Raw genomic sequence first — 17,393 nt, 5'->3', positions numbered from 1 at the left:
CTCTTAGTAGCTTAATCTCTTTTTTTAGTTTGTCCTTGACTTGGGTACCACTTTAGATTAACTTAGGATAACTTCATCTTTTCGGAATTAATCATCATAAGGTCAAATTTTCACCTTTCCTTTTTCTGCATCCACTAGGATTTAAAGAAACTCGTCCTCTAATGAACTATTTGGTGGTATAACATAGCATACTGCAGCAAAGCCTTACTGTAATAACTTCACTATTATCGTGTGGCTGGAATAAATCCTGCAGCTTCTGCCTCTTCTTCTGTACAGAACATTTCTTCTGCTACTGTATTTTCATAATCCCGTTGACCCGGCATATGGTAGATTTTATTACCTTTTGAATTAATGTTTCCTTTAATTACACAACTGTTATTTGGGTTAGTTGTATTAGATTCGTCATTTTCTGTACCGGACTCATCTTTTGTAGCGGCAAAATAAACCTCTTTGTCATAGCCACGATTCGTCACATAATCCTCAACTGACCAAATACCTGCTGCTGATACTTGTGCCGTTTTTTGAATCGACTTAAACCAATCTGCATGCTTTGTATTTGGATCATAAATATAAGCTACACGTGCTAATCCATTTTTCAACAATTGCTCTTGGACACTAATACCTTCTTTTGTATAAACATATGCTAACAATCGTTTATATTTATCACGATAAGAAACATCAAATTCTAAATAAACCGTATCTTGTCCAGCTAATAGCCCCTTTACAAACTCTTTAGCTTCTGGTCCATACGGTTGCTCCCCTAACGTTTCATGATTAGTTTCGGGCGTGTCTACAAGTAGAAAGCGCACTTTTTCTGAGCTTCCATTATATTTTACTCTTATCGTGTCGCCATCGATGATTTCTTGTAGCGCGTATTCTTCAAATTGGCTTACATCATGCTTTTCAGCCGCTTCCTTTGTTGAAGCTACAATAGCTTGTATATCCTCTGTTTTAATAATATCTGTGCTTGTTTCTTCTGTACATGCACTTAAAAGTAATGTAGAAAAGAACAAAGCTAAATAGAATTTTTTCAAATCCGTTTCCTACTTTCTTTTCATAAAACCAAAAATCCCCAGTTAATTTAGAAACTGAAGAGCTGAAACTTTATTTAAATATTAAATACAACACAACAGCAAAAATAACAGTTCCGCTAGTAATTAACGTTTTAATATCTTTGTCACTCATTTTCAGTACCTCTCTTCTAACTTAATACTTAGCTTGTACATTTATTAAATAATACGTCAATACCATTAAAAACGCCATTTACATGAATAGTAAATGGCGAAAAGTTATAGATCCTCTTTTGATTTTGCCTGCGGTCCAAGCACTACTGGCGGCACATCAGCAAATGTCTCGCCCTCTTCCTCTAAATCGCGCATACGGTGAGCGATTCGAGAAGCCGCGCAAGCCGCAATGCTTCCGATTAAATCGTCTAGGAATGTATGCACTCCATGACCTGTTTTTGTATCAAGCTTTTCAATAATTCCAATTTTCTTTTTATCTAAATGACCGAATGTAGTTACAGCTATACTTCCATATGTAAAAACAGATCCTAGTGCAATAGTTTCATCAACACCAAATAATCCTTCGTCATTTTCAATGATCGATTGTAGAGGCTCGGATAACATTTTCTTTTCTGCTAATTCATCCAGCTCGATACCCACAAGTACTGCATGCTGTACTTCACGCTTACGCAATACACGCTCAACAGATTGAGTACAATGCTCAATCGTTAAGCCTTTATTGTATGGCACTTGCATTTCATACACAATTTCAGCTATATCTAATACTTTTACTCCACGACGTTCTAACGCGTCATGTGTTGCCTTCGATACTTCCTCAGAAGAAATTCGCACATTTTTATTTTGCATTGGATATCCTCATTTCTTTTTTAATTCCTAAAACTTTTAGACCACCTTCATCATACAACTTTATTTTTCAATATGATACAATTTCTGTACAACTTAGAGAAGGAGTGACAAATGTGGAGAAAGGAACGGTGAAAGACTTTACTTTTTATAGTGAAGCTTTACAAGAAGAGTTACAGCTATTAATTTATATCCCAGCTAATTATACTCCACTATATAAATATAATATTTTAATTGCTTCAGATGGAAAGGATTATTTCCAATTAGGAGGCATTCCGCGCTTAGCAGATGAACTTATTGACGATTATGAAATTGAACATTTAATAATCGTCGGTGTACCGTATAAAAGCGTACATGATCGCAAGCTGAAGTATATCCCTTCTGGCGAGCAACATGAGGCATACCTACGCTTTTTGGCGCATGAATTAGTGCCATATTTAGATGGAGAATTTTCTACAAATGCACTTGGCGCCTGCCGCGGTCTTATAGGAGACTCGATGGCTGCAACCGTGTCCTTACTAGCTGCAATAAAATATCCAAATGTGTTTGGAAAAGCAATATTGCATTCTCCATATGTAGACGAGCTCGTTATGGAACGCGTTCGTCAGGCACAGCATTATGAAGCATTGTCGGTTTATCATGTTATTGGGACAGATGAGGATGAGGTCGTTACAACCGATAAAACAGTGAAGGACTTTTTAACGCCCAATCGAGAATTGCATTCACTGATGGTAGAGATGGATTTTAACACATTTTATGATGAATTCAAAGGGAACCATACATGGAAATATTGGAAGCCTGACTTAAAGCGGGCTCTAATAGAAAATTTCGGTTAAGCTGTGGTATTCCGGTGCGCAAAATATGTTCAATCTGTTATACTTAAAGAAATTGAAAATTATAATTTCGGGAGGTAATGAACTTTGAAATACGGCATTGTTGCATTTCCGTCAAAAAGATTACAAGATTTAGCGAATATGTATCGTAAACGTTATGACCCACATTATGCACAAATAACGCCACATATGACGTTAAAGGATACATTCGAAGCGGACGAAACACAGATAGAAGAAATTTCTAAAAAGCTAGGTGAAATTGCGAGTAGATTCGCTCCGTTAAACGTTCATGCGTCACGTGTCAGTTCGTTCTTCCCAACTACGAACGCAATTTACTTCCGTGTTGAACCTACTCCTCAGCTTGAAAAAATTCAAAAGGAAATTCAACAGAGGCTACAAATCGGTGAACCGAAGCATATTTTCGTTCCGCATATTACGATCGCTCAAAAAATGACTGATTCAGAACATGATGATATTTTCAGTCAGCTTCGTATGATCGGTGTAAATGAGCAAGAATCCATTGACCGTATTCACCTTCTCTACCAGCTAGAAGATGGCTCATGGACAACATATGAAACCTTTAGATTGAGTGGAGCTGAATAAGTTGACGTTTCTTGTAAAATTAGTAACAAATGATAGTGAAAAGAAGTTAGCTTTCGATGTACGTATGAAGGTATTTGTTGAGGAGCAAGGAATACCTCATCATTTAGAGGTGGATGAGTTTGATGATCAGGCCGCTCACTTTATTGTTCAGGATGGCAATCAAACCATTGCTGCAGCCAGGCTTCGGGAAATCTCCCCAGGAATCGGGAAAATTGAGCGAGTTTGTGTATTAAACGAATATCGTGGAAAGCGGCTTGGTATTCTAATAATGGAGCATGTTGAAAAATATGCTGCCGAACATCGATTCAATACATTAAAGCTAAACGCTCAAGTGTATGCCATTTCTTTTTATGAGAAGCTTGGCTATAAAGTAACTTCACCTGAGTTTTTAGATGCCCACATTCCACACCGGGCAATGGAAAAAGCGATTAAATAGTTCGCGTGCAAGAGCATCTCAAGGTAAGAATCCTTGAGATGCTTTTTTAGTGTTGGCTAGTGTTAGGGTGTCCCTTTATTTCATCATTTTTTGAATTTGGCTTAAGTCTAGCGATTTACCGTCTCGTAAAATGGAATGTACAATTTTATCTTCTAAGTCTTGTGATATTGGTTTTTTAGCTAATTTGCTAACTTTACGAACAATTTTTCGTACTTGTCGTTCATCAGAAAAGTCGGCATACTGAATTGCATTAGCTAATGCTAAAATTTCTTCAAATTCAACACCCGTCTTACGCTCGATTTGCTTAAAGAAATTCGATTCCACTTATCGTTCCTCCTTATACAATGACGCTACCGACGATAATTAATAAAATAAATAACACAACGATTAATACGAAAATGGAGCCATTATTAGTATCCGAATAATTTGGACTACAGCCTTGCTGCCAGCCTTGTTGCCAACCACAACCATATCCGCCCATAAAAAACCCTCCCTTCTAATTTGTAGTGTATGTTAGCACTACATTAAAAGGGAGGATATTTGTCTAGTCGATTGTTCCTTTTGGACGAAAGATTAAAGCGGCAATAAATCCGAAGACGATTGCAGCACTAATACCTGAGCTTGTTACCTCAAACATACCAGTTAATACGCCAATCCAGCCATGTTTTTCAGCCTCTGCAAGCGCACCATGTGTAAGCGAGTTCCCAAAGGACGTAATGGGTACAGTTACCCCAGCACCAGCTAAATCGATAAGTGGCTCATACAATCCAAAGCCATCTAAAATGGCGCCAGCAACTACAAGCGTCGATAATGTATGACCTGGTGTCAATTTAGCAACATCCATTAAAACTTGTCCTATCATACAAATAATCCCACCTACTACAAACGCAAATAAGAATGAAAAGCCGATTTTCCTCACCTCTTTTAAATAGAAATTTCAACTGCATGCGCGATACATGGAATAGTCTCACCCTGTTGAAACGATAAAGGTGATAGGAGAGCCCCTGTTGCAACAAGTAGTATTCGTTTATAGCGCCCTGTTTTTAGTTGTGCATCTACATAGCTAAAAAAGACAGCCGCTGAGCAGCCTGCACCACTTGCCCCTGCATTGAAGCGTTCATCTTCTCCAAAAAATTCATCACCAGCATCCCGTAGCTTTTGCAATTGCTCTTTTTTAATACCATCCTCAGCTAACATTGCCTTTAATAGCTTCAAGCCGATTTTCCCTAAATCACCTGTAAAAATCGCGTCATATTCATTTAATGTTTGATTACGTTTCTTTAAATGAGTTTGAATTGTATCACAAGCGGCAGGTGCCATCGCTGCCCCCATATTAAACGGATCATCCTGTCCATAATCTACAATCTTCCCAACCGTTGCAGCAACGACAAACGGTAACCCCTTATGATATTTACCGATAAGTGTATAGCCTGCAGCAGTAACAGTCCACTGAGCTGTAGCAGGCTTCTGTGCTCCATAATCTAATGGGTAGCGAAATTGTCTTTCTGTCGCATTATGCTGACTACTTGCACCAGCAATCGCTAGCTGAGAGGCACCCAGCTCCGTTAATAGGCTCGCAACAATAACAGAGGATATAGATGTCGCACATGCTGAAAATAAGCCTATAAAGGACACGGCAAGCTCCCTAGCCGCAAAATTTGTCGGTGTCATTTGATTCACTAAATCTCCACTTAAAAAGAAATCTACATCTAAGTTTTTTATTTCTGCCTTTTTCATAATTAAATCACAGGCCTCTTGAATTAACGTCATTTGCCCACGCTCGTTTGTTTGCTCGTGAAACCGCTCATCATCCATTATTGAATCAAAATAAGATTTAAAAACACTTTGCTTTTCCAACGGTCCTGTTACTGCAGCACATGCAAGCATAGATGGTTTAGTTTGAAAAACAATTACCATGTAACCACCCCTAATGACACGAGAATTAATTTAACTAAGGCGACAAAAAAAGCGGACACAACACCGAATAAAATGACAGACCCGGCAAGCTTAAACATATTGCTGCCTACCCCTAAAACAAGCCCCTCAGAACGATGCTCAATAGCTGCCGAGATAACCGCGTTACCAAACCCTGTTACAGGAACTGCACTACCAGCACCAGCAAACTGTCCGATTTTTCTATATAACCCCAGCCCCGTCAGGATCATTGCTAAAAATATCATTGTAGCGACAGTAGGATTCCCTGCTGTTCTTTCTGTAAAATCAAAAAAAATAATATAAAAGAAGGAGATAGCTTGTCCTATTGCACAAATTATTCCACCTACTAAAAATGCTTTAAATAAATTCATCCCATACGGTGTTGGTGGGCTTATTTGCTGCTCTATCTCTTTATAGCGTTCCTCGTTCATTATGTTTCCTCCTTGGATAGCTTTTTTAAATTGTCAACTTCATCCCTTATTTTTTGTGTATCCTCTTCTGTAATTAGCTTGGATGATTCCCAAAATATTTTAAAATCGGTTGAGATAATGAGCTCTAAATTCGGAAAAGCTTCTTCTAATTTTTCTGTAATATCCTTTTCAATACTTTGCTTTTTTAAGCGCAGCCATGGCTTTACCTGAACTGCCACAAGCATTTTGTCATCGATTATAATAATATTTGCTTCTTCAATTTTTCCATTATCAGTCAAAATTTCCTGTGCCGCTATTTGTTTTTCCTCGTCGTATGTAGCATGATACGTTTCTATTTTTTCCTTCGAATTACATGCGGAAAGAATCATTGATAAGCATACGATACAAAAAATCTGCCTCATGCATGCGCCTCCTTTTTAATTAAAAGTATTCTCTGCAAAATAAAATTTTATTCATATGTACCCTAATCAATCGCCCGATTCACACTTTATTACTGTCATATTGTAGAAAGGACATTACGTTCAAGGAGGTGAAAAAATGGGCTGTGGAAGAGAAGGATCAGTAGGTTCACGTCATTCAAGTGGCTGTGTATGTGAAGTCGTTCAGGCGATTTTAGATATTCAAAATCAAGCTGTGCGCGACGATTGTTCTTCATGTACAACAAACTGCTTTTTAGAACCACTTGGTGGAATTGTTAGCCCTGCTCGTAAGTCAGCAGATACACGTGTATTTACACTTTCTACGAAAACTGGAGTACCATTTTTAGCATCGTTTACATCATCAGAAGAAAATTATTGCAATTACTGCTTCTCAATTTACTTTAGAGTTGAAGACGTCTTTGATGATTGCTGTGCAACTTTAAGGGTGTTAATACCATTAGATGAATCAGGCAATGTTGTTGACTTACTAAATGAAGATGGCACAAAGTTAGCACTAGGCAACGTTTGCGAAGTAGTAGACTTTGCTGCATCTGAAAGCTGTATTACAGTTGATTTAAACTGCTTCTGTGCTGTTCAATGTATTGCAGATGTCGACTTAGAGATTTGTAACTAAGAAAAGCGGATGCACCCTGTTTAGCCCCGACATGTGCTGGAAGACCCGAATCGAAAGCTTCTTTTTTGCTTTCGACCGAGGGGATGAAGCAACCTCGAGGGGCTGGGGGCTGGAGCTAGACACATAAGAAAAGCGGATGCACCCTATTTAGCCCCGACATGTGCTGGAAGACCCGAATCGAAAGCTTCTTTTTTGCTTTCGACCGAGGGGATGAAGCAACCTCGAGGGGCTGGGGGGCTGGAGCTAGACAATGCTCCAACCACAAAAATTTTATACTTTCTTAGAACTAAAAAAGAGCGTGTGCGAAATGCACACGCTCTTTTATTTTGTTGAAATATTCTCAATTGATTCTGCATCTAACCATATTTTTTGCTGAAACGTATTAACAAGTACTTCATTCCCATTTAATTTTTCTACAACACCAATTAACTTCTCCCCATTTTTTAACTTAATAAATAGTTGTCGTTCTTTATTAATTGGGCGTGAGAAAAACCGAAGCTGATGTAAAATAAGCGGCTGCACCGGCTCCTTTTTCACATAAATTGATGTACTTTCTTCCTCCGTAATTTGCTTTGCCGGTGGAGGGGATGGAATATAAAGGAGAGGCAAATGCTCCAACGTTCCACATCCTTTTTTCCTTACGATATGCTTTGATTCTTATTTTGTGACAATCACATAATTTGGTTTAAAAATGCCGTTGCTAATCCTAAGTATATAATTATACTTGTCACATCGTTTAATGTTGTAATAAACGGACCTGATGCCACAGCAGGGTCAATTCCTAATTTATGCATAAGTAATGGAATGAACGAGCCTGCAAGTGTTGCCACCAAAATAGAACAGCAAATTGCTCCACCAACTAATAGACCTAGAAGAATTTGTTGCTTCCAAAAAAAGATAATACCGACAACAATAACGGCACAAGCAAGCCCCATCGTTAGCCCTGTCAATAATTCCCGTAGTAATAGCTTCATTTTACTTTGCTCACTAATTTCACCCGTTGCAATACCACGGACTGCTACGGCAAGTGCCTGTGTTCCACTATTTCCTGATGTTCCCGAAATCAGCGGGATAAACAAAGCAAGCATCGCTACCCTATCTAATGTTTCTTCAAAATGTCCCATTAAATTTGCAGTTAGCATACCAAGAAATAGTAAAATGATTAACCAAGGAAGGCGACTTTTTGCCGCTTTTAGTGGACTTGCATCAATATCATCGACTTCTGAAATACCGGCTAGCTTGGAGTAATCATCAGAAGCTTCTTCATCAATAACATCGATAATATCATCAACGGTAATAATCCCTTGTAGCTCTCGCTGTTCATCTACAACAGGCACGGCTAAGAAATTATAGTCTTTTATAATTTGTGCGACATCTTCTTGATCATCGGTTAAATTTACGTAAACAACTCGATCACTCATTATTTCCCGTATGAGCATATCCTCATCTGCAATGATTAAATCACGTAACGAAATAACACCTGTTAATTGATGCCCATCATTGACTACGAATATATAATAAATGGTTTCTGCAGTTGGCGCTTCCTTGCGTAGCACTGCCATCGCCGAACGAACTGTAGAGCTCTCTAGAATTGACACATACTCGGTCGTCATAATAGCACCGGCAGTATATTCTGCATAGCTTAGTAATTCATTAATTTCTTCTACCGTTTCACTATCCATCATTTCTAAGTAGCTTTCACGGTGATCATTATCTAGCTCGTTTAATACATCTACCGCATCATCGGTATACATATCAGAGAGCATGGCAGCCCCATATGCTGTATCCATTTCCTTTAAAAAATCTTCGTATTCATCATCTTCGAGCTCAATCGCCTCGAAAATTAACGCCATTTCTTGAGGAGATAGAAAATTATACATGATCTTACGTATATCAGGTCCAACCTTCTCGTAAAATTGTGCTTGATCGTATGGATGCAGGGCTAAGAACTGTTCACGAAATGCCACAATTTCATCATTCAGTAAGAGCTGACGTAGGAACTGTTCGTCAAATTGCACATCATCTTTATCATTTTTTTGTTCGATCATGCTTATCCCCTCCTCTCAAACTCCATAATAGGTTGCATTAGTACCATTCGTAAATATATTTTTTCGAACATCACAAATATTTTACAATACTAGCTTAAAATACGAAAAGATGCTCGAGATTCGAACATCTTTCACCTATTTTAATATTAAACTGATATCTGATTCAGGACCACTATAAAAAATAACTTCCTGATTTGTTAGAGGATGGTTAAAACTTATTTGCACACAATGCAATGCTTGCCGTTGAATAAGCTTTCGGGAACCACCGTATAACTCATCGCCAACTAGCGGATGTCCAATATGCGCCATATGCACGCGAATTTGATGGGTTCGTCCCGTGTGTAGTTTTAAACGGATATGAGAATAGGGCTCGCCATCTTTCACAAACTGTTTTAGTATTGTGACATCGGTATGCGCAAATTGTCCGTCCTCACGTACTTCTCGCTCAATTATGCTATTTTCTTTTCTTCCGATAGGTGCAAGTATGGACTGTTCCTCTACATGACCATGAACAACTGCCTCATATTCTCTATGGATAGCTCCTGCTCGCTGCATCATACTCATTAAATGATGAATATGTGAATGCTTTGCAATACACATAAGACCTGACGTATCCCGATCAAGTCGAGTTACAATATGAACTGTAGACGCAATATACTGAGTCTCGAAATAACCTGCTACATAATTGGCAATACTTCCGTCGGGATGCTCTCTAGATGGTATCGTACTCTTATAAGGTGGCTTATTTACAATAAGTAGCGCTTCATCCTCGTAAAGAATATCAAGCATCCCATGCTGTGGAAGAAGACCAGCGCTAACTTCCTCACGAGGAAACTTGATAAGAATTTCATCATCCACTTGCAATCGATATCGGACATTTCTTTCTTCATTATTTACTAAAATTTCGCCACCATCGAATTTAATAGCGGTGAGAGCACGCTTTGAAATGCCAAAATCGCTAATTGCCTCACGTAATAATTGTCCCGACCGCTGTGCTTTAAAACTAACTGTAAATCGATTATCCATTGCGTCACCAGCTATTCATTTGAAACGAATGAGTCATGCACACGCTCCCAAAAAGGAAACGGACGGAACCTTGCAAATCGTACTCGTTCATTTGCTACATTAAATGTAATCGATTTAACATCTGATTGTATGACTTGAATATGATCTATTGTCATATTGAATTTCTGATCGTTGACAGGCTTTAATACACAATTATGATGTGCCGGTAAAACAAGTGAAGAGCCTACTGTACGAAATACACGATTATTAATCGATGCCATTTCTGTTATTTGAAAGGCGTGTAGAGTAGGGTGAATAATTGCCCCACCAAGCGCCTTATTGTAAGCTGTACTTCCAGAAGGTGTAGATACACAAAGTCCATCTCCACGGAAGCGTTCAAAATGAGTGCCGTTCAACTCCACGTCCATTACAAGCGTCACATCGGGTGACTTTATTGTCGCTTCGTTTAATGCTAAATAAGTACTAGGCTCTGAATTATGACGATGGACCTGAACTTCAAGTAACGGGTACTCAACCGAATTAAATTCCTTCTTTGCAATCGAAAGAACTAATTTTTCAAGCTCAGATGGCTTCCAATCTGCATAAAAACCTAAATGACCTGTATGAATCCCAACAAATGCAACTTTGTCTAAACGATGTGCATAGCGATGAAAAGCATGTAGGAGTGTACCATCTCCACCAATAGATAGCACTATTTCTGGTTCTTCCTCATCTAATATAAGACCAAAATCCTGCAAATATACTTTAGCTAGCTCCATTAGTTCATTTGATTGTACATCCCGGCGTGATTGAATGGAAAATTTCACTATTTTTCACGCTCCTTTTCTGGATTATTCGTTAGTACTGCTAGATCTTCTTTATACTCACTAAAATATGTCTGCGCATCCTGTATTTCACTACGAATTAGACTCATTTCCTCATCTAAACGAAATGCCGCTTCAGCAGCACTTTGCAGACGATTTTTAATTTCCTCTGGAAAGACACCCTTATATTTATAATTTAACGAATGCTCTATCGAAGCCCAAAAATTCATAGCAAGTGTACGAATTTGAATTTCAGCAATCACAATTTTTTTCCCTCGTAGCGTTTCAACTGGGTATTCCACAATCATATGATGAGAACGGTATCCACTTGGCTTACTATGTGTAATATAATCTTTTTCCTCGATGATTTTCATATCATTACGTTGCCTAATTAATTCAGTGACTGCCGAAATATCATCCACGAATTGACACATAATACGTAAGCCCGCAATATCCTGTAGTTCCTCAGCTAATTTATCGGAAGGTTCAAACGGTACTCCCTTTTCGAGTGATTTATCATAAATGCTCGCTAAAGGCTTAACTCTTCCTGTTACAAACTCAATAGGTGAATTTGCATTGACTATACCAAATTGCGAACGTATCCCTTTCAATTTCACTTTTAATTCGTCTACCGCTTGCTTATAAGGGCTAAGAAAAACGTCCCATTGTCCCAAACTAAAACCTCCCAAAATGAAATAAAGTACACATACCTTTATTCCAAAAGCAAATCTTTGTTTTTATTGTTAATTTCCAGCTAATACTTCTTTAAAGGCTTCTTCTACTGCGGCAACAAATATGTCACCGTAGTTCCCATTACCTTCTATATTAAAAATCAGAGCATGTAATTCTTCATAAAAATTTGATAATTCTATTGTTGTTTCTCCTATAGTTAAAAAGGGATCTTCTTCATTTTTTAGCATTTTCACTAAAGCCGGCCAAAGCGATTCACTAAAACTTAAATAGCTATATGTGCCTGCTTCCTCTACAATATAGATAAATGCTGTATTATCTGAGTCTGCAATAACTCTCCCAGCAGGTTGAATTTGAATTTGTGCAGGGCTTTCGCTTAGACTAAAGTATAATTTATTATGTAGGGCAAAATTTTGCTCAATCTTATATACGTTACGCAAATGACTTTCTTCCTTTCAAGTCTTTCTTTTCATATTTTAACATAAGGCACTGTTTGATGCAGTCTGCATTTTACATAAAACGCGCTTGTTTTTGGAAGTATAATAAAATTACAAGGAAGTTCACTTAAATGGTACGGAAAGGACGAAATTTTATGAGCCAGCATCTTGAAATTGAATTTAAAAACTTATTAACAAAAGACGAATATCACAGGCTACTTCAGCATTTTAACATTGAGGAGCAGCAAATTCAGCTTCAAGAAAATCACTATTTTGATACGCCAGATTTTCATCTTAAGAAAGCTTATAGTGGATTACGTATTCGTGTACTCCCAAATAAAATCGAATGTACATTAAAAGAACGCTCTTCACAGCACGGTCATTTAGAAACAACTGATAATATAACAGCAGATCTTGCGGCCGAGATGATTCGAGGTACTACCTTTTCTGCACCTTCCGTAGAGCAACGACTTTTTGCATTACAAATCCCCATTGAGCAATTGGAGCTTTTTGGCTCACTCAAAACAAAACGCGTAGAAATCGATTATCAAGGTGGCACTCTTGTGTTTGATCATTCTTTTTATTTGCAGTGTGAAGATTATGAGGTAGAATATGAAACAAAAGATGAAAAAATAGGAAATTCTATTTTTGAGAGTCTATTAATTGAGTTAGGAATCGAAAAAAGACCAACACCTAAAAAAATTGCACGTTTTGTCGAAGCATTAACAAAGCAAAAGTAAGCCATTTTTGGCTAGAAGGGATGATGACATGGATATCCAATCACTAAAATCATTAATGGAGATTCAAGCTATTCAATCTATAGGCAGTAAAGAATCCAATACTAATTCTGTTTTAGGGAAAGATTCCTCTGCATTTACTGACTTAATCCAAGAGCTTCTTAATTCTTCATCGAATGAAAAAAATACTAGTTTAGAAAACCTACTCGGCAGTGTCCAGTCAGCAGGAAATGCAAATGATTCTGCAAGTACATATTTAGAAGCTCTTTTATATGAAGGAAAGACAAATATTCCTAATAGTTTATATGGGACAATACTCGCTAGCACAAATACACCAAAGCATGACGTACAGAGTAGCGGAGGAAGTTCCTCGCTCGATGGGAATGAGTATAGAGACATCATTGCACAGGCATCTGCACAATACGGTATACCTGAAAAGTTAATTCAATCTGTCATAAAGCAAGAATCGAATTTTAATCCTAATGCGATCAGCACAGCAGGGGCAACAGGTCTTATGCAGTTAATGCCTTCTACTGCCAAATTTTTAGGTGTTTTCGACTCAAAAAACCCAACACAAAATATTATGGGTGGTACAAAATATTTACGTCAGATGTTAGATAAATTCAACAATAATCTTGAACATGCTTTAGCAGCATACAATGCTGGGCCTGGCAATGTGACAAAATACAACGGCATACCACCTTTTAAAGAAACACAAAATTACGTTAGCAAGGTGTTAAATTATTATAACTCTTAGCTCATTAACATCTGAGGAAAATTTTTAAAAGAGCGGTTTGGTTGTGAAAAAGAGTCGACGTTGATAAAATGAATATATCGTCTTAAGTATTATTTTCTTAACACGTTGATGTATACCTTTTTTCGTATACACAAGAAGAATGCTATGAAGGAGTATCACCTATGAATCGAAAATATACGATTCCTTACGAGGAGCTTGGTGCTGAAAAGTTGTCCGAACTTATGCATGCCTTCTACGCACGTGTAGCAAAGCATCCAAAACTTATTCCGATATTTCCGGAAGACTTAACAGAAACAATTCGTAAACAAATTCAGTTTCAGACCCAGTATTTAGGTGGGCCTAATTATTATACAGATGAGCATGGACATCCAATGATGCGTGCTCGACATATGAACTTTAAAGTAACACCTGATCGTGCACAGGCTTGGCTTGAATGTATGGCTGAAGCGATGGATGAGGTAGGCCTTGATGGTAAATTTAGAGAAATTTATTACCAACGTCTTGTTTTAACTGCTCATCATATGATTAATGCACCAAATGAGGGTGAGGAGGATGAATTAGAGTGAATAATATCCAACTATTAACGCAGCCTTCCGCACCTTCAATTACGACAAAACCAGTAGAATTATATATTTTCATCGACCCTCTTTGTCCAAAGGCGTTTGCAATGAAGCCAATCATTCGCAAGCTGCAATTAGAGTACGAGCACTATTTTACTTGGCGATATGTCTTAAGTACGGAACTTTCCTCGCTTAATTCATTGTCTAATCGTATGAAGGGCTGTTCATCAGGTGCACAAGTGGATATTACGCATCCGGTTTTACCTTCTATTGCCATTAAAGCTGCTGAATTACAAGGAAAACGAGCTGGCTCACGATATTTAACGAAAGTGCAGCATTATGCGGCATTAAAAACAAAAGATGTTAATTCTCATGCCAATCTATTACAAATAGCTGAGGAAGTCGGCTTAGATATGAAAGAATTCTCGCTCGATTTCGGCTCAAAGGAAGCGGCACGTGCTTTTCAATGTGATTTGTATATTACACGTGAAATGGACGTTGATGAAGTACCATCTATCGTATTCTTTAATGAATGCATTGAAGATGAGGGTCTTAAAGTAAGTGGCTCCTATAGCTATGAAGTATATGAGCATATTTTACATGAAATGATTGGTGAAACGCTCGTTCGTCAGCCTTTACCAACGATTGAACAATTATTTACACGTTATGAAATACTTGCAACTGCTGAAATAGCAGAAATTTATTCTATCGATACACAGGTTGCTGAGCGCGAATTAAAAAAGCGTATGCTCCAACAAAAGATTGATCGTATTACAAATGAAAGTACAACGCTTTGGCGTCTAAAATAACGAACTTATTTCTATTATTCCCTACACCTATTGAACTAATTCAGTTCAATAGGTGTTTATTTTTGTTCTGTATTGATTGTAGGATGGAATGAGGTTGTTTCCATTCGTGCTGTGAAAGCGTTTAAAGAAGTGAAGAAGCATCTCGGCTAGTAGCGTTAATTCCAACTCATCTTTCTAGATAAACAAAAGAGGCGCCCTAACCTCGACAGATAGGACGCCTCTTTTTCACAAAGGGGATGGGAGAAATGTTCACGTTCAAACAAAGGGGTGTATGTTTGTTTTGTGATTTATTTCACGATTATTACTTTATCATAGAATAATAATTGTTGCAATGGAACTGAGCTTGTTTCACAAAATCGTCAAATAGAAAGCGTTTGCATCAGCCTTTATATATTAACATTTCTTTACTAATCTTTAGAATAAATAAAGAAAAACAAGCATTTTCAACAAATTATATTTTAAATAAATTAGCAAAATAATGTTATTTAGAGAAAAACAAATTTTAACACAGAAAAAAGCTACTAGAACGAATTCTAGTAGCTCCGCCAAATTAGTTATTTAACAATAATTTTTCAAGTTCATTTAGTTTTTCTTCAAACACTTTACATGCTTCTGCAATCGGCTCCGGACTTTCCATATTTACTCCAGCCGCCTTTAATACTTCAATTGGGAAGTTTGAGCAGCCTGCTTTTAAGAAGTTATTTGTATAACGCTCTACTGCTGGCGCGCCCTCTTCTAAAATTTGTTTACTTAATGCTGTTGCCGCACTTTGACCTGTAGCATATTGATACACGTAGTAATTGTAATAGAAATGAGGAATACGTGCCCACTCTAAACCAATTTCCTCATCAACAGTCATCGCATCACCGAAATATTTCACGTTTAAGTCGTAGTATACTTCTGTTAGCTTATCTGCCGTTAATGCTTCCCCATTTTGATCCATTTCATGAATTAAATGCTCGAATTCAGCAAACATTGTTTGACGGAATACTGTACCGCGGAATCCATCTAACCAATGATTTAATAGATAAATTTTCTGCTGCGGGTCCTCAATTGTTTTTAATAAATAGTCAAATAATAACTCCTCATTACAAGTAGAAGCTACCTCAGCCACAAAAATAGAATAGCTCGCATAAGGATATGGCTGATTCTCACGTGAATAATAGCTATGCATACTGTGACCGAATTCATGAGCTAATGTGAATAAATTATCGACATTATTTTGCCAGTTCATTAATACATAGGGATTCGTACCATATGTTCCAGATGAATAGGCGCCACTTCGTTTTCCTTTATTTTCCATGACATCAACCCAGCGGCTATCTAACCCTTTTTGAACAGCTTCCTGATATTCCTTGCCAAGCGGAGCAAAGCTATCTACCATTAACTGCTTTGCCTTGTCATAAGGCATGTCCATTTTAACTTCCTTCACAAGCGGCGTGAACAAGTCGTACATATGCAGCTCATCTAAACCTAGTACTTCTTTACGAAGCGCTACATAACGATGAAGAAGCGGTAAATATTCATGCACAGTAGAGATTAACTGATCATATACCTTTTCTGGAATAAAATTATTGCTCATCGCAGCATGGCGGGCCGATTTATAATGACGTACCTTTGCATTTACATTTTGAGCCTTTACATTCCCAGCTAGTGTAGAGGCAAATGTATTGCGGAAATTCCCGTACGTTTCATAAACAGCTTTGAAGGCTGCCTCTCGCACTTCACGATGATCGCTTTCTAAAAACGTAATGTAGGAGCCATGTGTTACACGTACTTCTTCGCCCTCTTCGTTTTTAATTTTAGGGAATTCTAAGTCAGCATTATTTAAGCTACTAAACGTATTACCCGATGCACCCGTTACCTCTGATAATTGGGCTAATAATTGCTCCTTATCAGCCGTTAAAATATGTGGTCGTCCTAAATTAATTTCCTTTAGCATTTGCTCGTAAAGCTTTAAAGGCTCAAAATTTGAAACATAATCATTTATTGTCGCCTCGTCTAAAGCTAAAATTTCAGGCGTTAGGAATGACCAAGCCGCGCTTAATTTTGCCCCAAGTGACTTTACACGACTTTCCATCGCCTGGTACTTACTATTCGTTGTATCTTGGTCATGCTTTAAATGACTATATACGTAAAGCTTGCTGAAATCTTCGAATAATTTGTCCCCAAATTGAAGTGTTTCATAAAGGCTTTGTGCACTTTCGGCTACCTTCCCTTGATAACCTGCTGCTTCCGCTTCTAACGCTTCAATTCTTTTAAATTCTTGTTCCCAGTCTTCATCCGTTCCAAAAATCGGTGTTAAATCCCAAGTTAACTCCTCTGGTATTTCATTACGCAATTTAATTTCTTTTGCCATTTGCTTTA

At 37.8% G+C, this 17,393-nt stretch carries 23 protein-coding genes; 8 read left to right on the top strand and 15 right to left on the bottom strand.

Features of this window, described 5'->3' with window-relative positions; genetic code table 11:
* Positions 1-224: 224 nt before the first annotated feature.
* The gene (locus V4T18_RS14195; RefSeq protein WP_332650395.1) at positions 225-1,034 is read right to left on the bottom strand and encodes a thermonuclease family protein; all 810 of its coding nucleotides are present in this window, start codon (positions 1,032-1,034) and stop codon (positions 225-227) included.
* Positions 1,035-1,289: 255 nt separating this feature from the next.
* Positions 1,290-1,871 (bottom strand): phosphatidylglycerophosphatase A family protein, encoded by a 582-nt coding sequence (locus tag V4T18_RS14190; protein WP_332650393.1) that lies wholly within the window; start codon positions 1,869-1,871, stop codon positions 1,290-1,292.
* 113 nt (positions 1,872-1,984) lie between these two features.
* Between V4T18_RS14190 and V4T18_RS14185 the strand changes: the two genes are divergently transcribed.
* From V4T18_RS14185 to V4T18_RS14175, 3 genes are all read left to right on the top strand, one after another.
* A complete protein-coding gene (locus V4T18_RS14185) occupies positions 1,985-2,704 on the top strand; it encodes an alpha/beta hydrolase (protein ID WP_332650392.1) in 720 nt (239 codons plus the stop codon).
* A gap of 84 nt (positions 2,705-2,788) precedes the next feature.
* Positions 2,789-3,304, top strand: coding sequence for a YjcG family protein (locus V4T18_RS14180; protein ID WP_332650391.1), 516 nt, complete (start codon positions 2,789-2,791; stop codon positions 3,302-3,304).
* A gap of 64 nt (positions 3,305-3,368) precedes the next feature.
* Complete coding sequence (locus V4T18_RS14175) at positions 3,369-3,740, top strand: GNAT family N-acetyltransferase (protein WP_332650401.1); 372 nt, start codon at positions 3,369-3,371, stop codon at positions 3,738-3,740.
* A 75-nt stretch (positions 3,741-3,815) separates the two neighbouring features.
* Here V4T18_RS14175 and V4T18_RS14170 read toward each other — a convergent pair whose 3' ends face one another.
* The 6 genes from V4T18_RS14170 to V4T18_RS14145 form a co-directional block, all read right to left on the bottom strand.
* Complete coding sequence (locus tag V4T18_RS14170) at positions 3,816-4,064, bottom strand: stage VI sporulation protein F (RefSeq protein WP_332650389.1); 249 nt, start codon at positions 4,062-4,064, stop codon at positions 3,816-3,818.
* A gap of 13 nt (positions 4,065-4,077) precedes the next feature.
* Positions 4,078-4,221 carry a YjcZ family sporulation protein gene (locus tag V4T18_RS14165; RefSeq protein ID WP_332650387.1) on the bottom strand — a complete coding sequence of 48 codons (144 nt, stop codon included), beginning with the start codon at positions 4,219-4,221 and terminating at the stop codon, positions 4,078-4,080.
* Positions 4,222-4,284: 63 nt separating this feature from the next.
* The gene (gene spoVAE / locus V4T18_RS14160; RefSeq protein ID WP_442916945.1) at positions 4,285-4,659 is read right to left on the bottom strand and encodes a stage V sporulation protein AE; all 375 of its coding nucleotides are present in this window, start codon (positions 4,657-4,659) and stop codon (positions 4,285-4,287) included.
* 5 nt (positions 4,660-4,664) lie between these two features.
* Positions 4,665-5,657 (bottom strand): stage V sporulation protein AD, encoded by a 993-nt coding sequence (locus tag V4T18_RS14155; protein WP_332650384.1) that lies wholly within the window; start codon positions 5,655-5,657, stop codon positions 4,665-4,667.
* Positions 5,651-6,106 carry a stage V sporulation protein AC gene (gene spoVAC / locus V4T18_RS14150; protein ID WP_332650382.1) on the bottom strand — a complete coding sequence of 152 codons (456 nt, stop codon included), beginning with the start codon at positions 6,104-6,106 and terminating at the stop codon, positions 5,651-5,653. Before spoVAC ends, V4T18_RS14155 begins: the two co-directional genes overlap by 7 nt.
* Positions 6,106-6,507: a YhcN/YlaJ family sporulation lipoprotein gene (locus V4T18_RS14145; RefSeq protein ID WP_332650380.1), complete on the bottom strand. Its 402-nt coding sequence runs from the start codon at positions 6,505-6,507 to the stop codon at positions 6,106-6,108. The genes spoVAC and V4T18_RS14145 overlap by 1 nt, the downstream gene beginning before the upstream one ends.
* A gap of 136 nt (positions 6,508-6,643) precedes the next feature.
* On the opposite strand from V4T18_RS14145, the gene V4T18_RS14140 reads away from it, so the two are divergent.
* On the top strand, positions 6,644-7,159 hold the full coding sequence (locus V4T18_RS14140) for a CotY/CotZ family spore coat protein (protein WP_332650378.1): 516 nt from the start codon (positions 6,644-6,646) through the stop codon (positions 7,157-7,159).
* Between the two features lie 321 nt (positions 7,160-7,480).
* Here the strand turns inward: V4T18_RS14140 and V4T18_RS14135 are convergent, their stop codons facing one another.
* The 6 genes from V4T18_RS14135 to V4T18_RS14110 form a co-directional block, all read right to left on the bottom strand.
* Positions 7,481-7,777 (bottom strand): 4-diphosphocytidyl-2C-methyl-D-erythritol kinase, encoded by a 297-nt coding sequence (locus V4T18_RS14135; RefSeq protein ID WP_332650376.1) that lies wholly within the window; start codon positions 7,775-7,777, stop codon positions 7,481-7,483.
* Between the two features lie 53 nt (positions 7,778-7,830).
* Entirely contained in the window at positions 7,831-9,207 is a 1,377-nt protein-coding gene (gene mgtE, locus V4T18_RS14130; RefSeq protein ID WP_332650375.1) for a magnesium transporter, read from the bottom strand.
* Between the two features lie 135 nt (positions 9,208-9,342).
* Positions 9,343-10,233, bottom strand: a complete 891-nt coding sequence (locus V4T18_RS14125; protein ID WP_332650374.1) for an RluA family pseudouridine synthase — start codon at positions 10,231-10,233, stop codon at positions 9,343-9,345.
* Positions 10,234-10,244: 11 nt separating this feature from the next.
* Entirely contained in the window at positions 10,245-11,039 is a 795-nt protein-coding gene (locus V4T18_RS14120; RefSeq protein ID WP_332650373.1) for an NAD kinase, read from the bottom strand.
* Entirely contained in the window at positions 11,039-11,710 is a 672-nt protein-coding gene (locus tag V4T18_RS14115) for a GTP pyrophosphokinase (protein ID WP_332650372.1), read from the bottom strand. The genes V4T18_RS14120 and V4T18_RS14115 overlap by 1 nt, the downstream gene beginning before the upstream one ends.
* 69 nt (positions 11,711-11,779) lie before the next feature.
* Positions 11,780-12,166: a hypothetical protein gene (locus V4T18_RS14110; RefSeq protein ID WP_332650370.1), complete on the bottom strand. Its 387-nt coding sequence runs from the start codon at positions 12,164-12,166 to the stop codon at positions 11,780-11,782.
* A 128-nt stretch (positions 12,167-12,294) separates the two neighbouring features.
* Here V4T18_RS14110 and V4T18_RS14105 point away from each other — a divergent pair, with 128 nt between their 5' ends.
* From V4T18_RS14105 to V4T18_RS14090, 4 genes are all read left to right on the top strand, one after another.
* On the top strand, positions 12,295-12,903 hold the full coding sequence (locus tag V4T18_RS14105) for a CYTH domain-containing protein (protein ID WP_332650369.1): 609 nt from the start codon (positions 12,295-12,297) through the stop codon (positions 12,901-12,903).
* A gap of 28 nt (positions 12,904-12,931) precedes the next feature.
* Positions 12,932-13,657, top strand: coding sequence for a lytic transglycosylase domain-containing protein (locus V4T18_RS14100; RefSeq protein WP_332650367.1), 726 nt, complete (start codon positions 12,932-12,934; stop codon positions 13,655-13,657).
* Positions 13,658-13,818: 161 nt separating this feature from the next.
* Positions 13,819-14,223 (top strand): globin domain-containing protein, encoded by a 405-nt coding sequence (locus V4T18_RS14095; RefSeq protein ID WP_332650365.1) that lies wholly within the window; start codon positions 13,819-13,821, stop codon positions 14,221-14,223.
* Positions 14,220-15,026 carry a DsbA family protein gene (locus V4T18_RS14090; protein WP_332650363.1) on the top strand — a complete coding sequence of 269 codons (807 nt, stop codon included), beginning with the start codon at positions 14,220-14,222 and terminating at the stop codon, positions 15,024-15,026. Before V4T18_RS14095 ends, V4T18_RS14090 begins: the two co-directional genes overlap by 4 nt.
* A gap of 550 nt (positions 15,027-15,576) precedes the next feature.
* Here V4T18_RS14090 and pepF read toward each other — a convergent pair.
* Positions 15,577-17,385, bottom strand: a complete 1,809-nt coding sequence (gene pepF, locus V4T18_RS14085) for an oligoendopeptidase F (protein ID WP_332650361.1) — start codon at positions 17,383-17,385, stop codon at positions 15,577-15,579.
* Positions 17,386-17,393: the final 8 nt, after the last annotated feature.

Origin of the sequence: Lysinibacillus sp. 54212 (assembly GCF_036662795.1) — a bacterium.
In the GTDB taxonomy this organism is placed as follows: Bacteria; Bacillota; Bacilli; order Bacillales_A; family Planococcaceae; genus Lysinibacillus_B.
Note: the sequence above shows the minus strand (reverse complement) of the source record. Positions and strands in the feature narration are given on the sequence as shown.

Coding starts and splice junctions, on each gene's coding strand:
- V4T18_RS14095 (WP_332650365.1), top strand. CDS start 13,819: ATGAATCGAAAATATACGATTCCTTACGAGGAGCTTGGTGCTGAAAAG.
- V4T18_RS14140 (WP_332650378.1), top strand. CDS start 6,644: ATGGGCTGTGGAAGAGAAGGATCAGTAGGTTCACGTCATTCAAGTGGC.
- V4T18_RS14100 (WP_332650367.1), top strand. CDS start 12,932: ATGGATATCCAATCACTAAAATCATTAATGGAGATTCAAGCTATTCAA.
- V4T18_RS14145 (WP_332650380.1), bottom strand. CDS start 6,507: ATGAGGCAGATTTTTTGTATCGTATGCTTATCAATGATTCTTTCCGCA.
- mgtE (WP_332650375.1), bottom strand. CDS start 9,207: ATGATCGAACAAAAAAATGATAAAGATGATGTGCAATTTGACGAACAG.
- V4T18_RS14125 (WP_332650374.1), bottom strand. CDS start 10,233: ATGGATAATCGATTTACAGTTAGTTTTAAAGCACAGCGGTCGGGACAA.
- V4T18_RS14105 (WP_332650369.1), top strand. CDS start 12,295: ATGGTACGGAAAGGACGAAATTTTATGAGCCAGCATCTTGAAATTGAA.
- V4T18_RS14165 (WP_332650387.1), bottom strand. CDS start 4,221: ATGGGCGGATATGGTTGTGGTTGGCAACAAGGCTGGCAGCAAGGCTGT.
- V4T18_RS14190 (WP_332650393.1), bottom strand. CDS start 1,871: ATGCAAAATAAAAATGTGCGAATTTCTTCTGAGGAAGTATCGAAGGCA.
- V4T18_RS14155 (WP_332650384.1), bottom strand. CDS start 5,657: ATGGTAATTGTTTTTCAAACTAAACCATCTATGCTTGCATGTGCTGCA.
- spoVAC (WP_332650382.1), bottom strand. CDS start 6,106: ATGAACGAGGAACGCTATAAAGAGATAGAGCAGCAAATAAGCCCACCA.
- V4T18_RS14175 (WP_332650401.1), top strand. CDS start 3,369: ATGAAGGTATTTGTTGAGGAGCAAGGAATACCTCATCATTTAGAGGTG.
- pepF (WP_332650361.1), bottom strand. CDS start 17,385: ATGGCAAAAGAAATTAAATTGCGTAATGAAATACCAGAGGAGTTAACT.